15 protein-coding genes and 1 tRNA gene are annotated in these 16,604 nt (G+C 26.1%); 13 read left to right on the top strand and 3 right to left on the bottom strand.

Annotated features, from left to right (window positions below; translation table 11 throughout):
* The first annotated feature begins 192 nt into the window (after nt 1-192).
* From MBBAR_RS06890 to MBBAR_RS06880, 3 genes are all read left to right on the top strand, one after another.
* On the top strand, nt 193-420 hold the full coding sequence (locus tag MBBAR_RS06890) for a hypothetical protein (RefSeq protein WP_080460568.1): 228 nt from the start codon (nt 193-195) through the stop codon (nt 418-420).
* Nucleotides 417-818: a type II toxin-antitoxin system VapC family toxin gene (locus tag MBBAR_RS06885; RefSeq protein WP_080460567.1), complete on the top strand. Its 402-nt coding sequence runs from the start codon at nt 417-419 to the stop codon at nt 816-818. The genes MBBAR_RS06890 and MBBAR_RS06885 overlap by 4 nt, the downstream gene beginning before the upstream one ends.
* Before the next feature lie 166 nt (nt 819-984).
* Complete coding sequence (locus MBBAR_RS06880; protein ID WP_080460566.1) at nt 985-1,989, top strand: methanogenesis marker 12 protein; 1,005 nt, start codon at nt 985-987, stop codon at nt 1,987-1,989.
* 334 nt (nt 1,990-2,323) lie between these two features.
* Here the strand turns inward: MBBAR_RS06880 and MBBAR_RS06875 are convergent, their stop codons facing one another.
* Entirely contained in the window at nt 2,324-2,530 is a 207-nt protein-coding gene (locus MBBAR_RS06875; RefSeq protein WP_080460565.1) for an LSM domain-containing protein, read from the bottom strand.
* Nucleotides 2,531-3,164: 634 nt separating this feature from the next.
* Between MBBAR_RS06875 and MBBAR_RS10430 the strand changes: the two genes are divergently transcribed.
* Both MBBAR_RS10430 and MBBAR_RS06870 read left to right on the top strand, forming a co-directional pair.
* Entirely contained in the window at nt 3,165-3,311 is a 147-nt protein-coding gene (locus MBBAR_RS10430; protein ID WP_169835754.1) for a hypothetical protein, read from the top strand.
* A gap of 402 nt (nt 3,312-3,713) precedes the next feature.
* Entirely contained in the window at nt 3,714-4,676 is a 963-nt protein-coding gene (locus tag MBBAR_RS06870; RefSeq protein ID WP_080460564.1) for a restriction endonuclease, read from the top strand.
* Between the two features lie 150 nt (nt 4,677-4,826).
* On the opposite strand, the gene MBBAR_RS06865 is transcribed toward MBBAR_RS06870, so the two are convergent.
* A tRNA-Val gene (locus MBBAR_RS06865) sits at nt 4,827-4,898 on the bottom strand.
* A gap of 428 nt (nt 4,899-5,326) precedes the next feature.
* On the opposite strand from MBBAR_RS06865, the gene ilvE reads away from it, so the two are divergent.
* The 4 genes from ilvE to MBBAR_RS06845 all read left to right on the top strand — a co-directional run bounded on the left by ilvE (nt 5,327) and on the right by MBBAR_RS06845 (nt 10,756).
* Nucleotides 5,327-6,256: a branched-chain-amino-acid transaminase gene (gene ilvE / locus MBBAR_RS06860; protein WP_080460563.1), complete on the top strand. Its 930-nt coding sequence runs from the start codon at nt 5,327-5,329 to the stop codon at nt 6,254-6,256.
* A 155-nt stretch (nt 6,257-6,411) separates the two neighbouring features.
* Nucleotides 6,412-7,242, top strand: a complete 831-nt coding sequence (locus MBBAR_RS06855; protein WP_080460562.1) for an undecaprenyl-diphosphate phosphatase — start codon at nt 6,412-6,414, stop codon at nt 7,240-7,242.
* Nucleotides 7,243-7,830: 588 nt separating this feature from the next.
* Nucleotides 7,831-8,916 carry a nicotinate mononucleotide-dependent phosphoribosyltransferase CobT gene (gene cobT / locus MBBAR_RS06850; protein WP_080460561.1) on the top strand — a complete coding sequence of 362 codons (1,086 nt, stop codon included), beginning with the start codon at nt 7,831-7,833 and terminating at the stop codon, nt 8,914-8,916.
* 160 nt (nt 8,917-9,076) lie between these two features.
* Entirely contained in the window at nt 9,077-10,756 is a 1,680-nt protein-coding gene (locus tag MBBAR_RS06845) for a bifunctional N(6)-L-threonylcarbamoyladenine synthase/serine/threonine protein kinase (protein WP_211272920.1), read from the top strand.
* Nucleotides 10,757-10,803: 47 nt separating this feature from the next.
* Here MBBAR_RS06845 and ftsA read toward each other — a convergent pair whose 3' ends face one another.
* On the bottom strand, nt 10,804-12,219 hold the full coding sequence (gene ftsA / locus MBBAR_RS06840; RefSeq protein WP_080460559.1) for a coenzyme F390 synthetase: 1,416 nt from the start codon (nt 12,217-12,219) through the stop codon (nt 10,804-10,806).
* 305 nt (nt 12,220-12,524) lie between these two features.
* Here ftsA and MBBAR_RS06835 point away from each other — a divergent pair, with 305 nt between their 5' ends.
* The 4 genes from MBBAR_RS06835 to MBBAR_RS06820 all read left to right on the top strand — a co-directional run bounded on the left by MBBAR_RS06835 (nt 12,525) and on the right by MBBAR_RS06820 (nt 16,549).
* Nucleotides 12,525-13,085: an XTP/dITP diphosphatase gene (locus MBBAR_RS06835; protein WP_080460558.1), complete on the top strand. Its 561-nt coding sequence runs from the start codon at nt 12,525-12,527 to the stop codon at nt 13,083-13,085.
* 178 nt (nt 13,086-13,263) lie between these two features.
* Complete coding sequence (locus MBBAR_RS06830) at nt 13,264-13,662, top strand: 30S ribosomal protein S15 (RefSeq protein ID WP_080460557.1); 399 nt, start codon at nt 13,264-13,266, stop codon at nt 13,660-13,662.
* Nucleotides 13,652-15,001 (top strand): single-stranded-DNA-specific exonuclease RecJ, encoded by a 1,350-nt coding sequence (locus MBBAR_RS06825; protein ID WP_080460556.1) that lies wholly within the window; start codon nt 13,652-13,654, stop codon nt 14,999-15,001. Before MBBAR_RS06830 ends, MBBAR_RS06825 begins: the two co-directional genes overlap by 11 nt.
* 333 nt (nt 15,002-15,334) lie before the next feature.
* Entirely contained in the window at nt 15,335-16,549 is a 1,215-nt protein-coding gene (locus tag MBBAR_RS06820; protein WP_080460555.1) for an aconitase X, read from the top strand.
* Nucleotides 16,550-16,604 lie beyond the last annotated feature (55 nt).

Here is a 16,604-nt window from a genome sequence, read left to right as displayed (position 1 = left end):
ATAATTATTCTTTTATTTTCTTGTTTTTCCATAATCAACAAATAAATTATTATATGGATATTGAATATTTTATAAAAATAAAAATAATAATAAAATAAGTCTTTTTTATGAGTTTGGAATAATAATAATATTATACACAACTGTTAATTTTAAATATAACTACTAATATATTATTAAATAGGAGAATTTAATATGGTAGTCACGACTAAAATATATGAAAACAATCAAACAGCCATACCTTCTGAAATAAGGAAAAGATTTAAAATAGGAAAAAATGATTTAGTAGAATGGTCTATTAATGAAAAAGGAAAACTTGAAGTTAGTTTTAGAAAAAAAGTTAGTTTCAAGGATATTAGGAGTAAAGGAAAGTTAGACTATAAAACTAATTCTGTAAATCTAAAAAAGGAGTTATATAAGTGAAAATATTCTTAGATAGCTCATTCTTAATAGCTTATGTGATTGAAACAGATGAAAATAACAAATTAGCTTTGAAATTAGAAAATGAAAATATATTTGATAATGAATGTTATATAAATAATCTTATATTAAATGAAATAGTTACAGTTATAGGGAATAAAACCAGTTTAGATTTAGCAGTTAATACATATAATGCTATTAAAGATAATTGTAATATTATCAATGATTATAATAAGCCTAATTTCAATGATAATGTAATGAAAATATATAAAAAGAATAATACTAAATTATCATTTACTGACTGTGCAATAATTGAAACAATGAATGAAAATAACATTAGTAATTTAGTTTCTTTTGATAAATATTTTGATAGAGTGCTTGGAATAAAAAGAATACATTAAAGATATATTAATTATTTATATTTCTAATATGCATAGATGTGTAACAAAATTTCATTATAAAATACAGAATCAATAAAGCATAAAAATAATAATATATATCATATAAATTAATATTATATGTAATTACTATTGAAATAAAAGGAATATTTGAAATAAGGTGAATATTTTGGTATTTGTAGGAATGGATCATGGAACTACTGGTATTTCATTTGGGATAATGGCTGCTGATGGAAAACCGATTGAAAGTTTTAAAATTGGTCGTGAAGACAGTAAATCAGGTAAAGTTTCAGCTATCGAGGAATTATCTAAAAGAGTTAATCTTGATGATATTAAATTAATGGCTATAACCTATGGTATGGGTGATGGGATAAATTCAATATTACCTATTACTAAGGTTAAAAATAGGGGCATTTTATCTATTGAAGGGGCGGGAAGAATAACTGGTGGAGGAACTTCTGTTTATAGTGAAATTGAAAAGTCTAAAATACCAACCTTTGTCATACCTGGCCTTCATAAAAATTCCCCTTCTCTTGATCCTTTATTTAAAGCAGCTTATTCTCATCAAGCTAGTTCTGAAAAAGTAAGTATTTGTTATAATGCTTATCTTACTACTAATTGGAATAATATGATTATTGCCGATATTAGCTCAAATAGTGTTAATATATTAATTGAGAATGGTAAAATACGTGGAGCTATGGATGCTTGTGTAGGGGCAATGGGAATTGTTCATGGCCCTATTGATTTAGAAATGATTAGAAATATTGATGAAAATAAAATAACTGCAAATGAAGCTTTTTCAACTGCTGGAGCTGTTAAAATTGCGAATATTAACACTAAAGTATCTTTTATGAAAGATATTCTTTTAAGTGCTTATAAAGAAGGAAATCCTAAAGCAAAATTAGCTATTGATACTATGATTTTTACTGTAGCTATGGAAATTATAGGTTTGATTGGGATATCAAAAAATAAGATTGAAGGTATTGTTTTAACAGGTTCAATTGGATCTATTGAAGATCCATTTAATTTTAAAAGTGAATTAAATAAATATTTAAAAAATAAATTTGAAATGGTTATTCTTCCGAGTACTTCTGGAGCATTTGGAAGTGCGCAAATAGCTAAGGATATTTATAATAAAAAAGATAATATTCTTGGAATTGATATAGAACCCTAATATTAGTATATTCTCTAATATTATTATATTCTTTAATATTAGTGTATTACTATGATATTAAGCATATTACTATAATATAGACATATTGCTAATATCGGGTGTTATAATATATTATACACTATAATATTGAGTATATTATTATAATATTGGCACATTGCTATTATAATCTTAAGTATATTATTTTATAGTCTTTAATATAGTTTTTAATAGATAATCTTTTTAAATAATAATAATCTTTTTAAATATATAATTATTAATAATATATATTAATAAATAATATATATTAATAACATAATCGTCATTTAAGATATTATTTAAGATTTATCTTTTAAGTCTAATCTTTCATCGAAATAAAAGCTATTTTTCCACCTTTGACAACTTTTAATCCATCGTCCACTTCTAAAACTGTGTTTAAGAAGTTATCAATTGCTATTATTTTACCTTCAAATTCTTCCCAGTTTTTAAGGCCTATTAAGACATCTTTTCCTTTGAAATCCGCAAATTGTTTGTTCACTTGAAAATTATTGTTATTATTATTCATGTTATCATCTTTTAAATAAAAATAATCATAAAAATAAAATTATTATATTTTATACTTTTTTATAAAAATTTTATTTTAATAAATTTTATAATAATATTTATTATTTATTTTAAAGTATTTATTTTATAATTTCAATATCATTATCAATTTAATATTATTATCAAAGTTTTAATTTGATAATTTCATTCATCATATATTTTATTTCTTTATGATATAAGCTATTTAAATATTTTTATTTTATATTCATTATATTTATTTATACATTAGTTATAATTATTTATATTTCATTTATATTTTATTTTTATAATATAAATCTATTATTAGGTGTGATAAATTATTAACTATTTAATATTTTACACCAGTATATTTTTTCATTCTAATTTTTTGTTTTATAAAGTGAAAATATTAAATATAATGAGTAACAAATTAATGTTTAGCACGGAATTAATATTTAATTAAGATATGTAATTATTAATAGAACATTAAAGATGAATTAACCATGTTAAGTTAATTTATAAATTAATATATAATTTATATTTAATTGTATTGTTATTAATTGGAAAAATATTATATGCTAATTTAATATAAAAATTTTAGCTAATAGAAAAGTTTTAATTTAAAAGGAAGAGTAAAAATGCCTATAAATCAATTAGAAACTAATTTATCAGAAATTACAACTACAATTGCATATTTGGAAAAAAAGGGATGCACTGACCAAAAACTTTTAAATAACCTTAAAAATGAAAGGGATAGGTTGCTTAAAGATTTAAAATTAAAATGAATCTTTTTAAACCGAATCTTTTTTAAAATAAAATTTTTTTAAATTAAATTAACTTTTAAATTAGTTTTTAATTAATATTAGGAGGTTAAACCTTATTATTATACATATTTTATTTATATATTTTGTATTATCCTCTAAACGATGATATGTTATTTTAATTTTATACCCAATATTTTTATTATTATATTCTTTTTATTAAATTATTAATCTTTTTATTAACTTATTTTTTATTATAATATTGTAAAAATAGATTAAATATTTAAATTAAATATATTAATAAGAAACATAATATATAGTACTATATATTAGCAACTAATAATTATTTATAGCTAATATTTATTTATAGTTAGTATTTATCTATAATTAATAATTGATTAGTGTCTATAAAGTTAGGTGAGATTTGTGGAAAAGCTACAACTTGTAAATTTCATTTCTAAAGTGATGGAAGAGTCTGGTTTTAAAGTTTATAAAGATTTCAAAACTTCTCAAAAAGTCATTGATATATACGGCGTTCTTCCAAGTGTAATGGGGGATTTTAGCGTTGTTGTAGCTTGTAAAAACTATGATAAACAATGGGAAGTTGGCATAGATATTTTAAAAGAAATGGAAATGATTGGAAGGAATTTAAAGGCTTCTAAAGTAGTAATCGTAACTAGTTCTATATTTTCTTCTCAATCTCGTAATTATGCTTCTAAAAAAAATATTAAACTTATAGATAGAGATAATCTAATGATACTAGCTAAAAAATTTTCTAAAAAAGCTAGTAGTTCTCATGATTCTCATAATTATGTTAACAGTGATTATAATTCACATGATTCATTTGAAAATCCTCATATACAATCTTCTGAAATGAAAAAGAATTATGAAGATAATTCGAATGATAATTATGATAATTCTGATAGCTATCATGATAACTATTATTCAACAGATTCAAATAATAATCCTGGGAATGTGTATAGGGATAATTCTACATTTATTTCTGGGAAAAGTAGTATGGGTCTTAAACAGAGATCTAATTCAAATTCAGCTCATTCTTCAGTATCAAGAGATGATTCTAAATTAGCTAAGAGAAAACCTAAAAAACAAGGACCTCCTTTAAGTCAAAGGATTCTGCCAATTTTAAACAATACAATTGTATTGATAATTTTAGTTGTTTTAGTGTCTTATTTGATATCTTCATTACTGGTTTTAACTACAGGCACTTCAAATGGAATAAGTGGCTTAATTAAAATTCTTTCATCATTAGCATTATCTTACGGACTTGTATTGGTTTTAAATAAGGATGGAACTGCAGTACTTGTAAAAGGAACTACAGTATTTTTTGTTTCTTTAATAATTTTAATCTTGATGATAATTGTCTTATAATAATTTTATAAGTATACAAATTATAAAATATTAATTATGGGATAAAAACTGAATATAATAGATTATATGATAAAAAGTTGGTTATAACAGTATAAATATAATAACTTTATAAAAATAGCTTCATTATGTAAAAACAGAAAAATAAATTAGTGGTTCCGGCGAGATTCGAACTCACGATCCTCTCGTTGTAAGCGAGATATCATACCCCTAGACCACGGAACCATAGCATACCAAATATTTAAAAAATCAAGTATATAAACTTTTCTAATTTTTCTATTTTTTATAGATTTATAGAATTAAAAAATTATTTTATATTAAAATTTTTTCATATTATTTTTTAAGATTTTTTATAATTATGATAAAATTAAAAAAACTTATATAAATTAAAGGTTAATATTAAATAGGATTTTTATAAACAATTTTTATAAGGATTTTTATAGATAATTTTATAAAGAATTTTTAAAGAATTATTTTATAATCTTATATTCTTGTATTATTTTATAATTCTTATATTATCTTATATTATTCTTATATTATCAATTTAATATTATATTACTACCATATTTGCTAATAATTAAAGTTATTTAGATAGAATTCAAATAGTAATTCAAATAATAATCCAAATAATAATTCAAAAGGAGGAATAAAGTATGTCATGGGATGAAAAAGGTGGAAAAATATGGATGGATGGAGAATTTGTAGATTGGAAAAATGCTAATATTCATGTTTTATCTCATGTAGTTCACTATGGTTCAAGTGTCTTTGAAGGATTAAGGTGCTATGAAAATCCAAATGGTAGTGCAATATTCCGACTTAATGAACATGTTGAACGATTATTTGAATCTGCTAAAATATATAAAATGCCAATACCATTCAGTAAAACTGAAGTATCAGATGCGATTAAAGATGTTGTAGCTATAAATAATTTAAATTCTTGTTATATACGTCCAATAGCATATAGAGGATATAAAGAATTAGGTGTTAGTCCTTTAAACTGTCCAGTTAATGTAAATATTGCTGCATGGGAATGGGGAACTTATTTAGGTGATGAAGCCATGGAAAATGGAGTTGATATTGGAGTTTCTTCTTGGAGAAGACTTGCTCCTGATACAATGCCTAGTTTAGCTAAAGCTGGTGCTAACTATATGAATGCACAATTAGCAAAGCTTGAAGCTATCGAAAATGGGTTTGATGAAGCTATAATGCTTGATTATCATGGTTTTGTTGGTGAAGGTAGTGGTGAAAATATATTTTTGGTTAAAGACAATGTCATACATACTCCTTCTTTATCTTCTTCAATATTGAAAGGAATTACAAGAGATTCTGTTATTAAAATAGCTGAAGATCTTGGTTATGATGTATTGGAAGAAAAAATCCCTAGAGAAATGTTATATTTAGCTGATGAAGTATTTTTTTCAGGATCTGCTGCAGAAGTAACTCCAATAAGATCTATTGACAAGATAGAAATAGGATCTGGTAAACGTGGGTCAGTTACAGAGAAAATACAATCTGAATTTTTCAGCATTGTTGATGGGAAAACAGAAGATAAATTTAATTGGTTATCTTACATAGAATACTAGATAATAAGATTGATAATAGCTACTTTTAGAACTTTTAGGATTTTTAAGATCTTTAGAATTTTGAAAATCTTTAGAATTATGAATATTTAAAGATTTTTAGGTAGCTATAATATTTTAACATTATTTTTAAAGAATTATTTTTAAGAGGCTCTATAATGCATATTTTACAAGCGATTATTGTAGGAATAGTACAAGGATTAACAGAATTTCTCCCAGTAAGTAGTTCTGCTCATCTGATATTTGTTCAAGAATTATTAGGGATTAATCAGCCAGGAATAGCTTTTGATGTTTTACTTCACTTAGGAACACTTGTTGCTGTTGTTGGATATTTCTTTAAAGATATTGTTGAAATGATAAAGGCTTTTATATCTAGTATACTTGATTTATTCAAAGGTAAGTTTAAAGAAGGGTTTAAAAATGATCCTTATAAAAGATTGGCATGGATGGTTATTATTGGAACAATTCCTGCAGGTGCTGTAGGCATACTTTTTGATACTCAAATTGAAGCTATATTTCAAAGTGTTACAATTCCAGCATTTTTCTTACTTATCACAGGAACATTACTTTATGTTTCCCAGCGTTTAAATGTTGGAAATAGAGATATAAAAAATTCTGGAATAAAAGATAGTATTATTGTTGGTATAGGGCAAGCTTTCGCGATTTTACCAGGACTTTCACGTTCAGGAACTACCATTGCAGCTGGACTTTTAATAGGTTTAGATAAAGAATTTGCAGCTAAATTTAGTTTTCTTTTAGCTATTCCAGCAATTCTTGGCGCTGCTTTGACACAAATAGATGGAATTGGTGCAGGGATGGATATTAATTTATTACCTTATCTTTTAGGATTTTTAGCATCTCTTATTTCAGGGTATTTAGCTATTAGTATTTTATTAAAATTAATTAGAGAAAGAAGCTTGGACATATTTGCATTTTACTGTTGGATAGTTGGTGCGATTGTATTAGTTTATAGCTTGTTTTTCATGTAACTTATAATAGATTTAATATAAAATTTATATATAAAATTTATAGATTTAATATATCACATTTAATATATCATATTTAATATATTATATTTTAATATACTATATTTAAAATTTCTTCATAATATTTTTAAAATTTTTTCATAATATTTTTTTATTTATTATACAATATTTGTCTATAATTAAATTGATTTATTATTATTATTTTGCTTTTTTAAATATAGGTATTTATAATCATTTAAATCTATATTGTAATGATTATAATAATATATTTCAATTTTTATAGGAAAGTATTGCTTTATAGGTAGCTTTATAGGTATTATATTACTTTATTAAATAAATCATTATAATTAAAATAGTAATTAATTACATATTAATTATAATATAATCATATTAATTATAACAAAATTATATTTTCATAAAATTGCATATAATATGAAATTAGACATCATACAAAATTAGACTATATTAATTATAAGATATAAAATTAAATTTATACCTTTTATAGAGAATTTGTATAATTAGTACAATAATATATAAAATTAGAATTATACTAAATTCAATAAATGAAATAAACTTATTAATGGTGCAATAATGGTAGAGCTATTCAATGGATTAAAATCTTATGGTTCTTTTGAACTTTTAAAAAAGATAGAAGGTAAAAAACCTTTTTTCATATGTACGATTGCTACAACTTCTACAGCAAATATTCCTTATATTACTGGTGCTGGAGCAACTCCTGAGTTGATGGAATATACTCCTGCAGGAGATGTTGAATTAATCATTCATGGAGAACTTAGATGCTGTGATATACCTCCTCAAACTATCGTTGATGGCGCTTCAGCACCTACTCCTGCAATGATTACAAAAGCTGCCCTTGAATTAACTGATGTTCCTTTTTTAATAGTCGATGCAGGGTCAAGAATAAAACCAGATGTTCCTTGTATTACAGCTTCTAATAAACCCATTCATGGAAAAGATATAAGAACTGGTGAAGCAGTTGAAAATCCAGAAAAAATTTTCAATGATTCAAAGATAATTGGAAGGGAGCTTTCTAAGTCTAATGATTACCTTGTGATTGGAGAGAGTATTCCTGCAGGTACAACAACAGCTCTTGGTGTTTTAACTGCTCTTGGATATGATGCTAATTTTAAAGTTAGTGGTAGTATGCCTGAAAATCCACATAATCTCAAGAAAGATGTTGTAATGGAAGGACTTGCTAATGCTGGCATTTTAGATGGTATTGGGAATATTGGAAAGATAGATCCTTTTAAAGCAGTAGCTGCTGTAGGAGATCCAATGATTCCTGCTGTTGCAGGTATGGTTTTTGGGAGTACAGTCCCTGTTATTTTAGCTGGTGGAACTCAAATGGCTAGTGTTTGTAGTTTTATTAAGGCAATTGATCCAAATTTTGATTTTTCAAGAATTTGTTTAGGTACAACTAGTTTCGTTGCTAATGATTCTACTTCTGACTTATTCAATATAGTATCTCAGATAGGTGACATAGATGTTCATGTTGTTAATCCTAATTTTGAAGAATCTTCTAATGGAGGCCTTAAAAATTATTTAAAGGGATTTGTTAAAGAAGGGGTTGGGGCAGGTGGTGCAATGCTTATGGCACTTCTTTTAGGATATTCAATTGAAGATATTCGTGAAAAGGTTGAGGAAATTTGTGAATAGTTATTAAATTATTGTTTGTTATAATTTAATTATTCAAAGCTATTTTATTTGATTATAAAACTATAATAATTTAATTATTCAAAATTATTATAAGTTAATTATGTAAATTGTTATAATTTGAATATATAGAAATATATTTTAAAAAATTTATTATTATTGGTTGATTAGGTTGATTTGTTTAGGAATTGAAGGAACAGCAGAAAAAACTGGTGTTGGAGTTGTTGATAGTGATGGTAATATTCTTTCATTAGTTGGAAAACAATTATTTCCAGAAAAAGGAGGTATTCATCCTAGAGAAGCTGCTGAACATCATGCAAAATGGATTCCTAAGTTAATTTCTGATGCTTGTGATGAAGCAAAATTGGGTCTTGATGAAATTGATCTTGTATCTTTTTCAAAAGGTCCAGGATTAGGTCCAGGGCTCAGAACAACAGCTACTGCAGCTAGATCATTATCATTATCAATCAATAAACCTATTATTGGGGTAAATCATTGTATTGGACACATTGAGATTGGAAAACTTGATACCTCTGCTAATGACCCTGTTTCTTTATATGTTAGTGGTGGAAATAGTCAAATTATAGCTTATGAATATGGAAGATATCGTGTTTTTGGTGAAACTTTAGATATAGCAATTGGAAATGCATTAGATCAATTTGGAAGGGAAACAGGACTTGGACACCCAGGAGGCCCAGTTGTTGAGAAATTAGCTAAAAATGGAAGTTATATAGATTTACCTTACACTGTTAAAGGAATGGATCTTTCGTTTTCTGGATTAATGAGTGCAGCAATTCGTAAATATAAAGAAGGAATTGATATTGAAGATATTTGTTATAGTTTCCAAGAAACTGCATTTTCTATGCTTGTTGAAGTAACAGAAAGAGCTCTTTCACACACAAAAAAAGATGAAGTTCTTTTATGTGGGGGAGTAGCTGCAAATAAAAGACTTCGAGAAATGTTAGATGGTATGGCTGAGGATCACTTTGCTAAGTTTTATATGCCTAAAATGGAATATTGTGGAGATAATGGTGCAATGATTGCATGGCTTGGAATACTCATGAATAATAGTTATGGCCCTGATAAAATAGATGAAACTAGAGTTATTCAAAGATTCAGAACAGATGAAGTTGATGCAACATGGGTTAAACAATCAAAATCAAGAATTATATTACCAAAAGAGATATTAGCTAAAGGTGCTGAAGCTGATATTTTAAATGGAAATTGGATAAATAAAGAAGTTATTATAAAAAAAAGAATTCCTAAAAGATATAGGATTAATGAAATTGATGATAAAATTAGAAAATCAAGAACAAAAAGGGAAACAAAATTAATATCTGATGTTAAAGAATCAGGAGTATTTTCACCAGTTCTATATGATGTTGATTTAAAAGAAAAATCAATAGTAATGGAGAAAATTAAGGGCGTGACTGTTAAAAATATTTTAGAAGGGCCATCTGAATCTAATCATTTTAATAAATTTGACCAAAATGAACTTTTATTTGCTATTGGTCAAAGTATTGCTAAAATTCATCAAAAAAATATTATTCATGGAGATATTACTAGTTCTAATATTTTATTCAGTGAGGGTAATGTTATTTTAATTGATTTTGGTTTAGGTAGATATTCTAATCTTATTGAGGATAAATGTGTTGATTTATTAACTTTTAAAAAATCTTTACAAAGTGTTGATTATAAAATAGCTGATAAGATTTTTAATACAGTTTTAGAAGGATATATTAATACTTATGAAACTTTTTCTAAGGATTTTAATTTTAAAAAGATTAATATAATTAAAAAAATACATGAAATTGAATCTAGGGGACGTTATACTCCTCACTAGATATATGTTAGTTAATTTTTTCTTTTTATTTTCAAACTTAATAATTTTTATCTTCTATCAATTAATCTTTTGGGCCTGCCTTTTATTTTATAAAATTCGAGCTTTCCTTTTTCTAAAAAGTTAAATATAATTTCAAATTCATCATTGTAATATTTTTCTTTTAAATCATTATTTTTTCTTAAAAATGAACTTAGAAAATTGTCTTCAACAATTTTTTTATTTAAATTTGAATAGTCTTTACATTCAACTGATATTCTTAAAGTATTTTCAGTTTCATTTCCATATAAGAATGATTCATATTCTCCAGTTAAATATTCCATATTTTCTCTTTGAAATACTCCTGCTTCGATATCTACTCTGTTAATACTATTTCCAAATATATTAATAGTTTCAGCATCTCTTGTAGGATTATCAATTTTCATATGTGTTCTACCACAACCGCATTTTTTTCTTGTTATAACTGAACTAGAATCATCTGTATCATAGTTAATAAGTAATGTTCCTGCTTTATCTTCTTTACTAAGCAAAGTCGTTAGTATCATTTTTCCTTCTTTTCCATCTTTTAAAAAGCATGATTCTGAACAATCAAGATTAGAATCAGGAGTATTGTTCTCTAATCGCATATTAGGATCTGTTTCAGTATTACTATTATATATATCTAGGTGTATTAAGTCTTCTGGTACATGAATTCCTTTTTTTTCAGTACATTCTCCACACATTGTTCCTTCAGTACTTCCATAAGTGTTATACACGTCAACACCCCAAATTTCTTCTATATATTCTCTTGATTCTTCTGAAAAGCTTTCTCCACCTGCAATTAAGCGTTTTATACTTGATTCTTGGGGATCTAATTTATTTTCTTTCATTCTTTCTGCTAATCTTAAGAATTTAAATATACTTCCTACAATACTTGTTGGTTTATAATTTTTAAGTATTCTTATTGGGAATGTACATTTTCCTTCAGGTATTGTAGTGATTTTCAGTTTTTTTGCAGCTAAACTCATGGATTCTGCTCCAATGTTCATTCCGTAAGATGTACAAACAATTAAATAATCATTTGATTTAAAGGCTTGGGATTTGAAAGTTCGTGCATATTTTTCTATATATTTCTCCCAATCATTTTCTGTTAGGAAAAATGATTTTGGTGTTCCTGTTGTTCCACTTGTTTCATGAATAGTAACTATATTTTTATTTTTTGCAGATTTAAAGTTGAAAAAATTGGTAGATGGGGGCTGATTTTTTTTAATTGTATCTCCTGTTATTATTGGAAGTTCTTTTAAATCTTCATGGGTTTTAATAGATTTAATTTCTATTTTATTTTTATCAAACCATTTTTTATAGAATTTAGAGTTTTCATATGCATATTTTATTGTGTATTTAACTTTTTCATCAATTAAGGAATCTAAATCTCCTCTATTCATTGTTTCAATTTCTTTGTTATAGTAGAGGTTATTATTTTTCATATTAATATATTGTATTTATTAACATTTTAATCTTTAGTATATACTTATATTTTTGTTGTATTCTATGATACAATTCTGCGGTTCAATATAATTATAATCTAATAATATTTAATATATTAATTATTAAAAATTTTATTAATATAAAATATTATGTAGTATAAAATATTATTTATATAAAAATATTATTTATTTGAAAAAATATTAGTTTTATAAGAGTATTGTTTGTAAGAAAAAATATTATTCTTATAAAAGTACTGTTTATATGAAAAAATATTTATAAAATTAAAACTCATAATTTTACTATTATGATAACATTTATTACTGGTAACAACCATAAAGTAGAAGAAGCAGAAAATATTTTTCGAAAATTCAATATTGAATTAGAGCATATTGACTTAGGTTACACAGAACCTCAAGGAACTCTTGAGGAAGTAGCTATAGCTGGTGCAGAATATGCTTCTCGAAAATTAAATAAACCTGTGATTGTTGAAGATGCTGGTTTATTCATTAAAGCTTTAAATGATTTCCCTGGGACATATTCATCTTATGTTCAAGATACAATAGGAAATAAAGGTATTTTAAAGCTTATGAATGATTTAAAAACTGACCAAGAACGTTATGCTGAATTCAGGTCGGTCATTGGGTATTGTGCCCCCAATATCGAGCCCGAGATTTTTTTAGGCAAAGTTTCTGGTGTCATTGCATTTGAAGAAAAGGGTGATAAAGGTTTTGCTTTTGATCCAATTTTTTATGTTCCCAATATGTCTAAAACATTTGGTGAGCTAACAACAGATGAAAAAAATCAGTTTTCTCATAGAAGAAATTCATTAGAACTTTTTGTCAATTGGTATAAATCTAATAAATAATTATGGTGTATAGATTTAACAATTTTTCAATTGAGCAGTTCTATTGCTAATTATATTAATATAATAAAAAATTAACTTATAAAAAAGTTAGCTCATAAAATTAACTTATAAAAAGAATTAGCTTATAAATTAGCTTATAAAAAGAATTAGTATTATAAAAAATTAAGAGGTATTTACAATGTCTAAACCAGAATGGGTTACTTATTCAAATGAAGAAATTGAAGAATTTATATTAAAATTTACAAAAGAAGGTAAATCTCCAAGTGAAATTGGTGTTATTTTAAGAGATCAGTATGGTATTCCTAGCGTAAAAGCTATTACTGGTGAAAAAATCACTGCTATATTAAAAAGAAATGAACAAGCTCAAGAATATCCTGAAGATATCATGAACTTAATTAAACGTGCTGTAAACATTAGAGATCACTTAAAAGAAAATCCAAAAGATTTACACACTAAAAGAGGATTAACTATCATAGAATCAAGAATTAGACGTCTTGGTAAATATTATGTTAACGATGGTGAATTACCTGAAGGATGGAGATATGACCCACAAGAAGCAGCACTCCTTGTTAAATAAGGCTAATGAAGCTTCTGACATGATATCCAAACATATCAAGGATGATCATGTTATAAGAATAATTTCTCATAATGATGCAGATGGACTTTCTGCAGCTGGTGTTATAGCTAATGCTATAAAAGAGGAGGGAGGACAGTTCCATACAACAATCCTTTCTCGCTTAAAGCCAGAAGATGTGAAAGAATTATCTAAAGAGAAATATAATTTATTTATCTTTTCTGACATGGGAAGTGCCCATTTAAAACTTATTAATAAGTTTAAATCAGAAGTTATAATTGCAGATCATCATCAAGTTGATGATACAGAATCAGAAGATCATATTATTCATGTTAATCCTCATATTTATGGGATTGATGGTAGTAAAGAGCTAAGTGGTGCTGGTTCTTCTTATTTAAGTATTAGAAATTTAGGTGATGGAGAAAATAATAAAAAACATCTTGCTCCACTTGCTTTAGTAGGTGCTTTTGGAGATATGCAATTTAATGATGGATTTATTGGTGCAAATGAGCTAATCGTTGAAGATGGGATAGAATTTGGAAATCTTGAAATACACCAAGATCTTAAAATTGTTTCTAAAAATCAAGAACCACTATATAAATCTTTAGCATATACTTTAAACCCAGCGATGCCTGGTTTAACTGGCGATTTAGAGGGATCAATGGGATTTTTAGAAAAAATAGGAATTTCTTATGGAATAAAATTCACTGATCTTGAAGATGAAGAAAAAGATGTTTTAAAAGATGAGCTTATTAAACTAAATCCTGATATTTTTGGAAGTATTTATAGTGTGCCTAAAGAAAATCCTGTTTTAAGGAACCTTGAGGAATATTCTTATATTTTAGATGCTTGTGGGAAAAACAAAAAAACTGGCCTTGGTCTTTCTATTGCATTTGGAGAACGTGCAGAAGCACTTGATGCAGCTTTGAATCTTCAAAAAAAATATAGAGATCAGCTAATTAAAGGAATGGAATGGATTAAGCGAGAGGGCGCAGTTCAAATGGACTTTATTCAGTATGTGTATAGTGAAGATAAAGTCTTGAAAAGTGTCATGGGTACTATTTCTAGTGTAGGAATTGCAGCTGAAATTTTAGATAGTGATAAACCTATTCTATCTATGGCTAGAATGCATAATGATGTAAAAGTTTCTGGAAGAACAACAAGAGACATGATAGAAAAAGGAGTAGATCTTGGAAAAGTTCTCCATGATAGTTCATTAAGCTTTGGGGGTCAAGGTGGGGGCCATGATATAGCTGCTGGAGCTATGGTTCCTTATAAAGAGATGGATAATTTTTTAAACTTAGTAAATGATATGGTTGAGCACCAAATTGAAAATAATTAATCCTATTATTTTTATATTATCCTCAGTATTCTTTATTATTCCTATTATTAATATTATTCCGATATTCCTATTATTTATATAAATTATTAATCTTTTACATTTTTTAAACATTTTTTATAATTTAATAACGATATATTTTGATTTAATGATTTAATCTAATAGTTCGATTTAATGGCTTGATATGGTTTGATTTAGAATTAATAGTATTGAATTTGTTGATAATATTCAATTTAATATTTTGATAGTATTTTTGATTTAAATAGCTGATTAATAGTTTGAGTAATAGTTTTTGTAATAACATTATTTTGATTTAAATATTGTAGTGGGATTTAAATGTATTTAAATAAAGAAGAAGAAAGAATGTATGATGGTTTCTATGGAGATACTGTACGTAAAAGCATGGAGATCCTAGTGGCACTTGGGGATATTTATGATGCAGAAAAACTTGTAAATATTACTTCTGCTCAAATATCTGGTGTTTCTTACAAGACTATTGGTGATGCAGGGCTTGAATATCTTGAAGATTTGGCTAGTGATAAGAATTTAAATAGAGAATCTGTTGCAAAAGTTCCTTCTACTTTAAATCCTGCTGGCACAGATCTTGATAACTGGGAATCTCTTGGATTTCCACCAAAATTTTCTAAAAAGCAGAATGAAATTGTTGATGCTTATGGGATGCTTGGAATTTCGAAAACCTGTACTTGCACTCCTTATCTTGTAGGTAATGTTCCTAAATTTAGAGATCATGTAGCATGGTCTGAATCTTCAGCAGTTGCTTATGTAAATTCAGTTATCGGTGCGAGAACTAATCGTGAAGGTGGACCTGGTGCATTAGCTGCAGCTATTTGTGGTAAAACTCCTATGTATGGTTATCATTTAGAAGAAAATAGGAAAGCAAACCTTTTAATAGAACTTGAAACTCCTATATCTGGAATTGATTATGGGGCATTGGGATATATGGTTGGTAAAGAAGTTGGAAGTGGTGTTCCTTATTTCGTTCTTAAAAATGATTCTACAAATACTGAATTAAAAGCTCTTGGAGCAGCACTTGCGTCTTCTGGTGCTGTTGCATTATATCATATTGAAAATGAAACTCCTGAGTATGATTCTGCTGGAAAAAATGAATTGATTAAAAATAATAATAAAATTTTAATTACAGATTCTGACATTAAAAATACTTGTGAAAACTTAACTAATTCATCTAAAAATGAAGCAGATTTAGTTTGTTTAGGTTGCCCCCATGCTTCTTTAGAAGAAATTAAAGATATTGCAAATATAGTCAAAAATAAAGAAATAAAGAATGATTTATGGGTATGTACTTCTATAAATGTTAAAGCTGCCTCAGATAGAATGGGTTATACAAAAATAATCGAGTCTGCTGGGGGACATATAGTGTGTGATACTTGTATGGTTGTTGCTCCAATTGAAGACATGGGATATGAAACAATTGGTGTAAATTCTGCAAAGGCAGCTAACTATGTTCCTAGTATGTGTGGCCTAGATGTAATATTTGATGAGGCAAAAAATTTAATAAAATTCAAATCTTAATTTTATTTTTATAAATATATTTTTATATATATATATATTATACTTTTAATATTAT

This window comes from Methanobrevibacter arboriphilus JCM 13429 = DSM 1125 (assembly GCF_002072215.1).
Taxonomy (GTDB): Archaea; Methanobacteriota; Methanobacteria; order Methanobacteriales; family Methanobacteriaceae; genus Methanobinarius; species Methanobinarius arboriphilicus.
The sequence above is the reverse complement of the archived record's forward strand: the minus strand, read 5'-3'. Positions and strand labels throughout refer to the sequence as shown.

Excerpts from the sequence above, each read along its gene's own strand:
- MBBAR_RS06890 (WP_080460568.1), top strand. The coding sequence starts at position 193 with ATGGTAGTCACGACTAAAATATATGAAAACAATCAAACAGCCATACCT.
- MBBAR_RS06875 (WP_080460565.1), bottom strand. The coding sequence starts at position 2,530 with ATGAATAATAATAACAATAATTTTCAAGTGAACAAACAATTTGCGGAT.
- MBBAR_RS10430 (WP_169835754.1), top strand. The coding sequence starts at position 3,165 with ATGCCTATAAATCAATTAGAAACTAATTTATCAGAAATTACAACTACA.
- ilvE (WP_080460563.1), top strand. The coding sequence starts at position 5,327 with ATGTCATGGGATGAAAAAGGTGGAAAAATATGGATGGATGGAGAATTT.
- MBBAR_RS06855 (WP_080460562.1), top strand. The coding sequence starts at position 6,412 with ATGCATATTTTACAAGCGATTATTGTAGGAATAGTACAAGGATTAACA.
- cobT (WP_080460561.1), top strand. The coding sequence starts at position 7,831 with ATGGTAGAGCTATTCAATGGATTAAAATCTTATGGTTCTTTTGAACTT.
- ftsA (WP_080460559.1), bottom strand. The coding sequence starts at position 12,219 with ATGAAAAATAATAACCTCTACTATAACAAAGAAATTGAAACAATGAAT.
- MBBAR_RS06835 (WP_080460558.1), top strand. The coding sequence starts at position 12,525 with ATGATAACATTTATTACTGGTAACAACCATAAAGTAGAAGAAGCAGAA.
- MBBAR_RS06830 (WP_080460557.1), top strand. The coding sequence starts at position 13,264 with ATGTCTAAACCAGAATGGGTTACTTATTCAAATGAAGAAATTGAAGAA.
- MBBAR_RS06820 (WP_080460555.1), top strand. The coding sequence starts at position 15,335 with ATGTATTTAAATAAAGAAGAAGAAAGAATGTATGATGGTTTCTATGGA.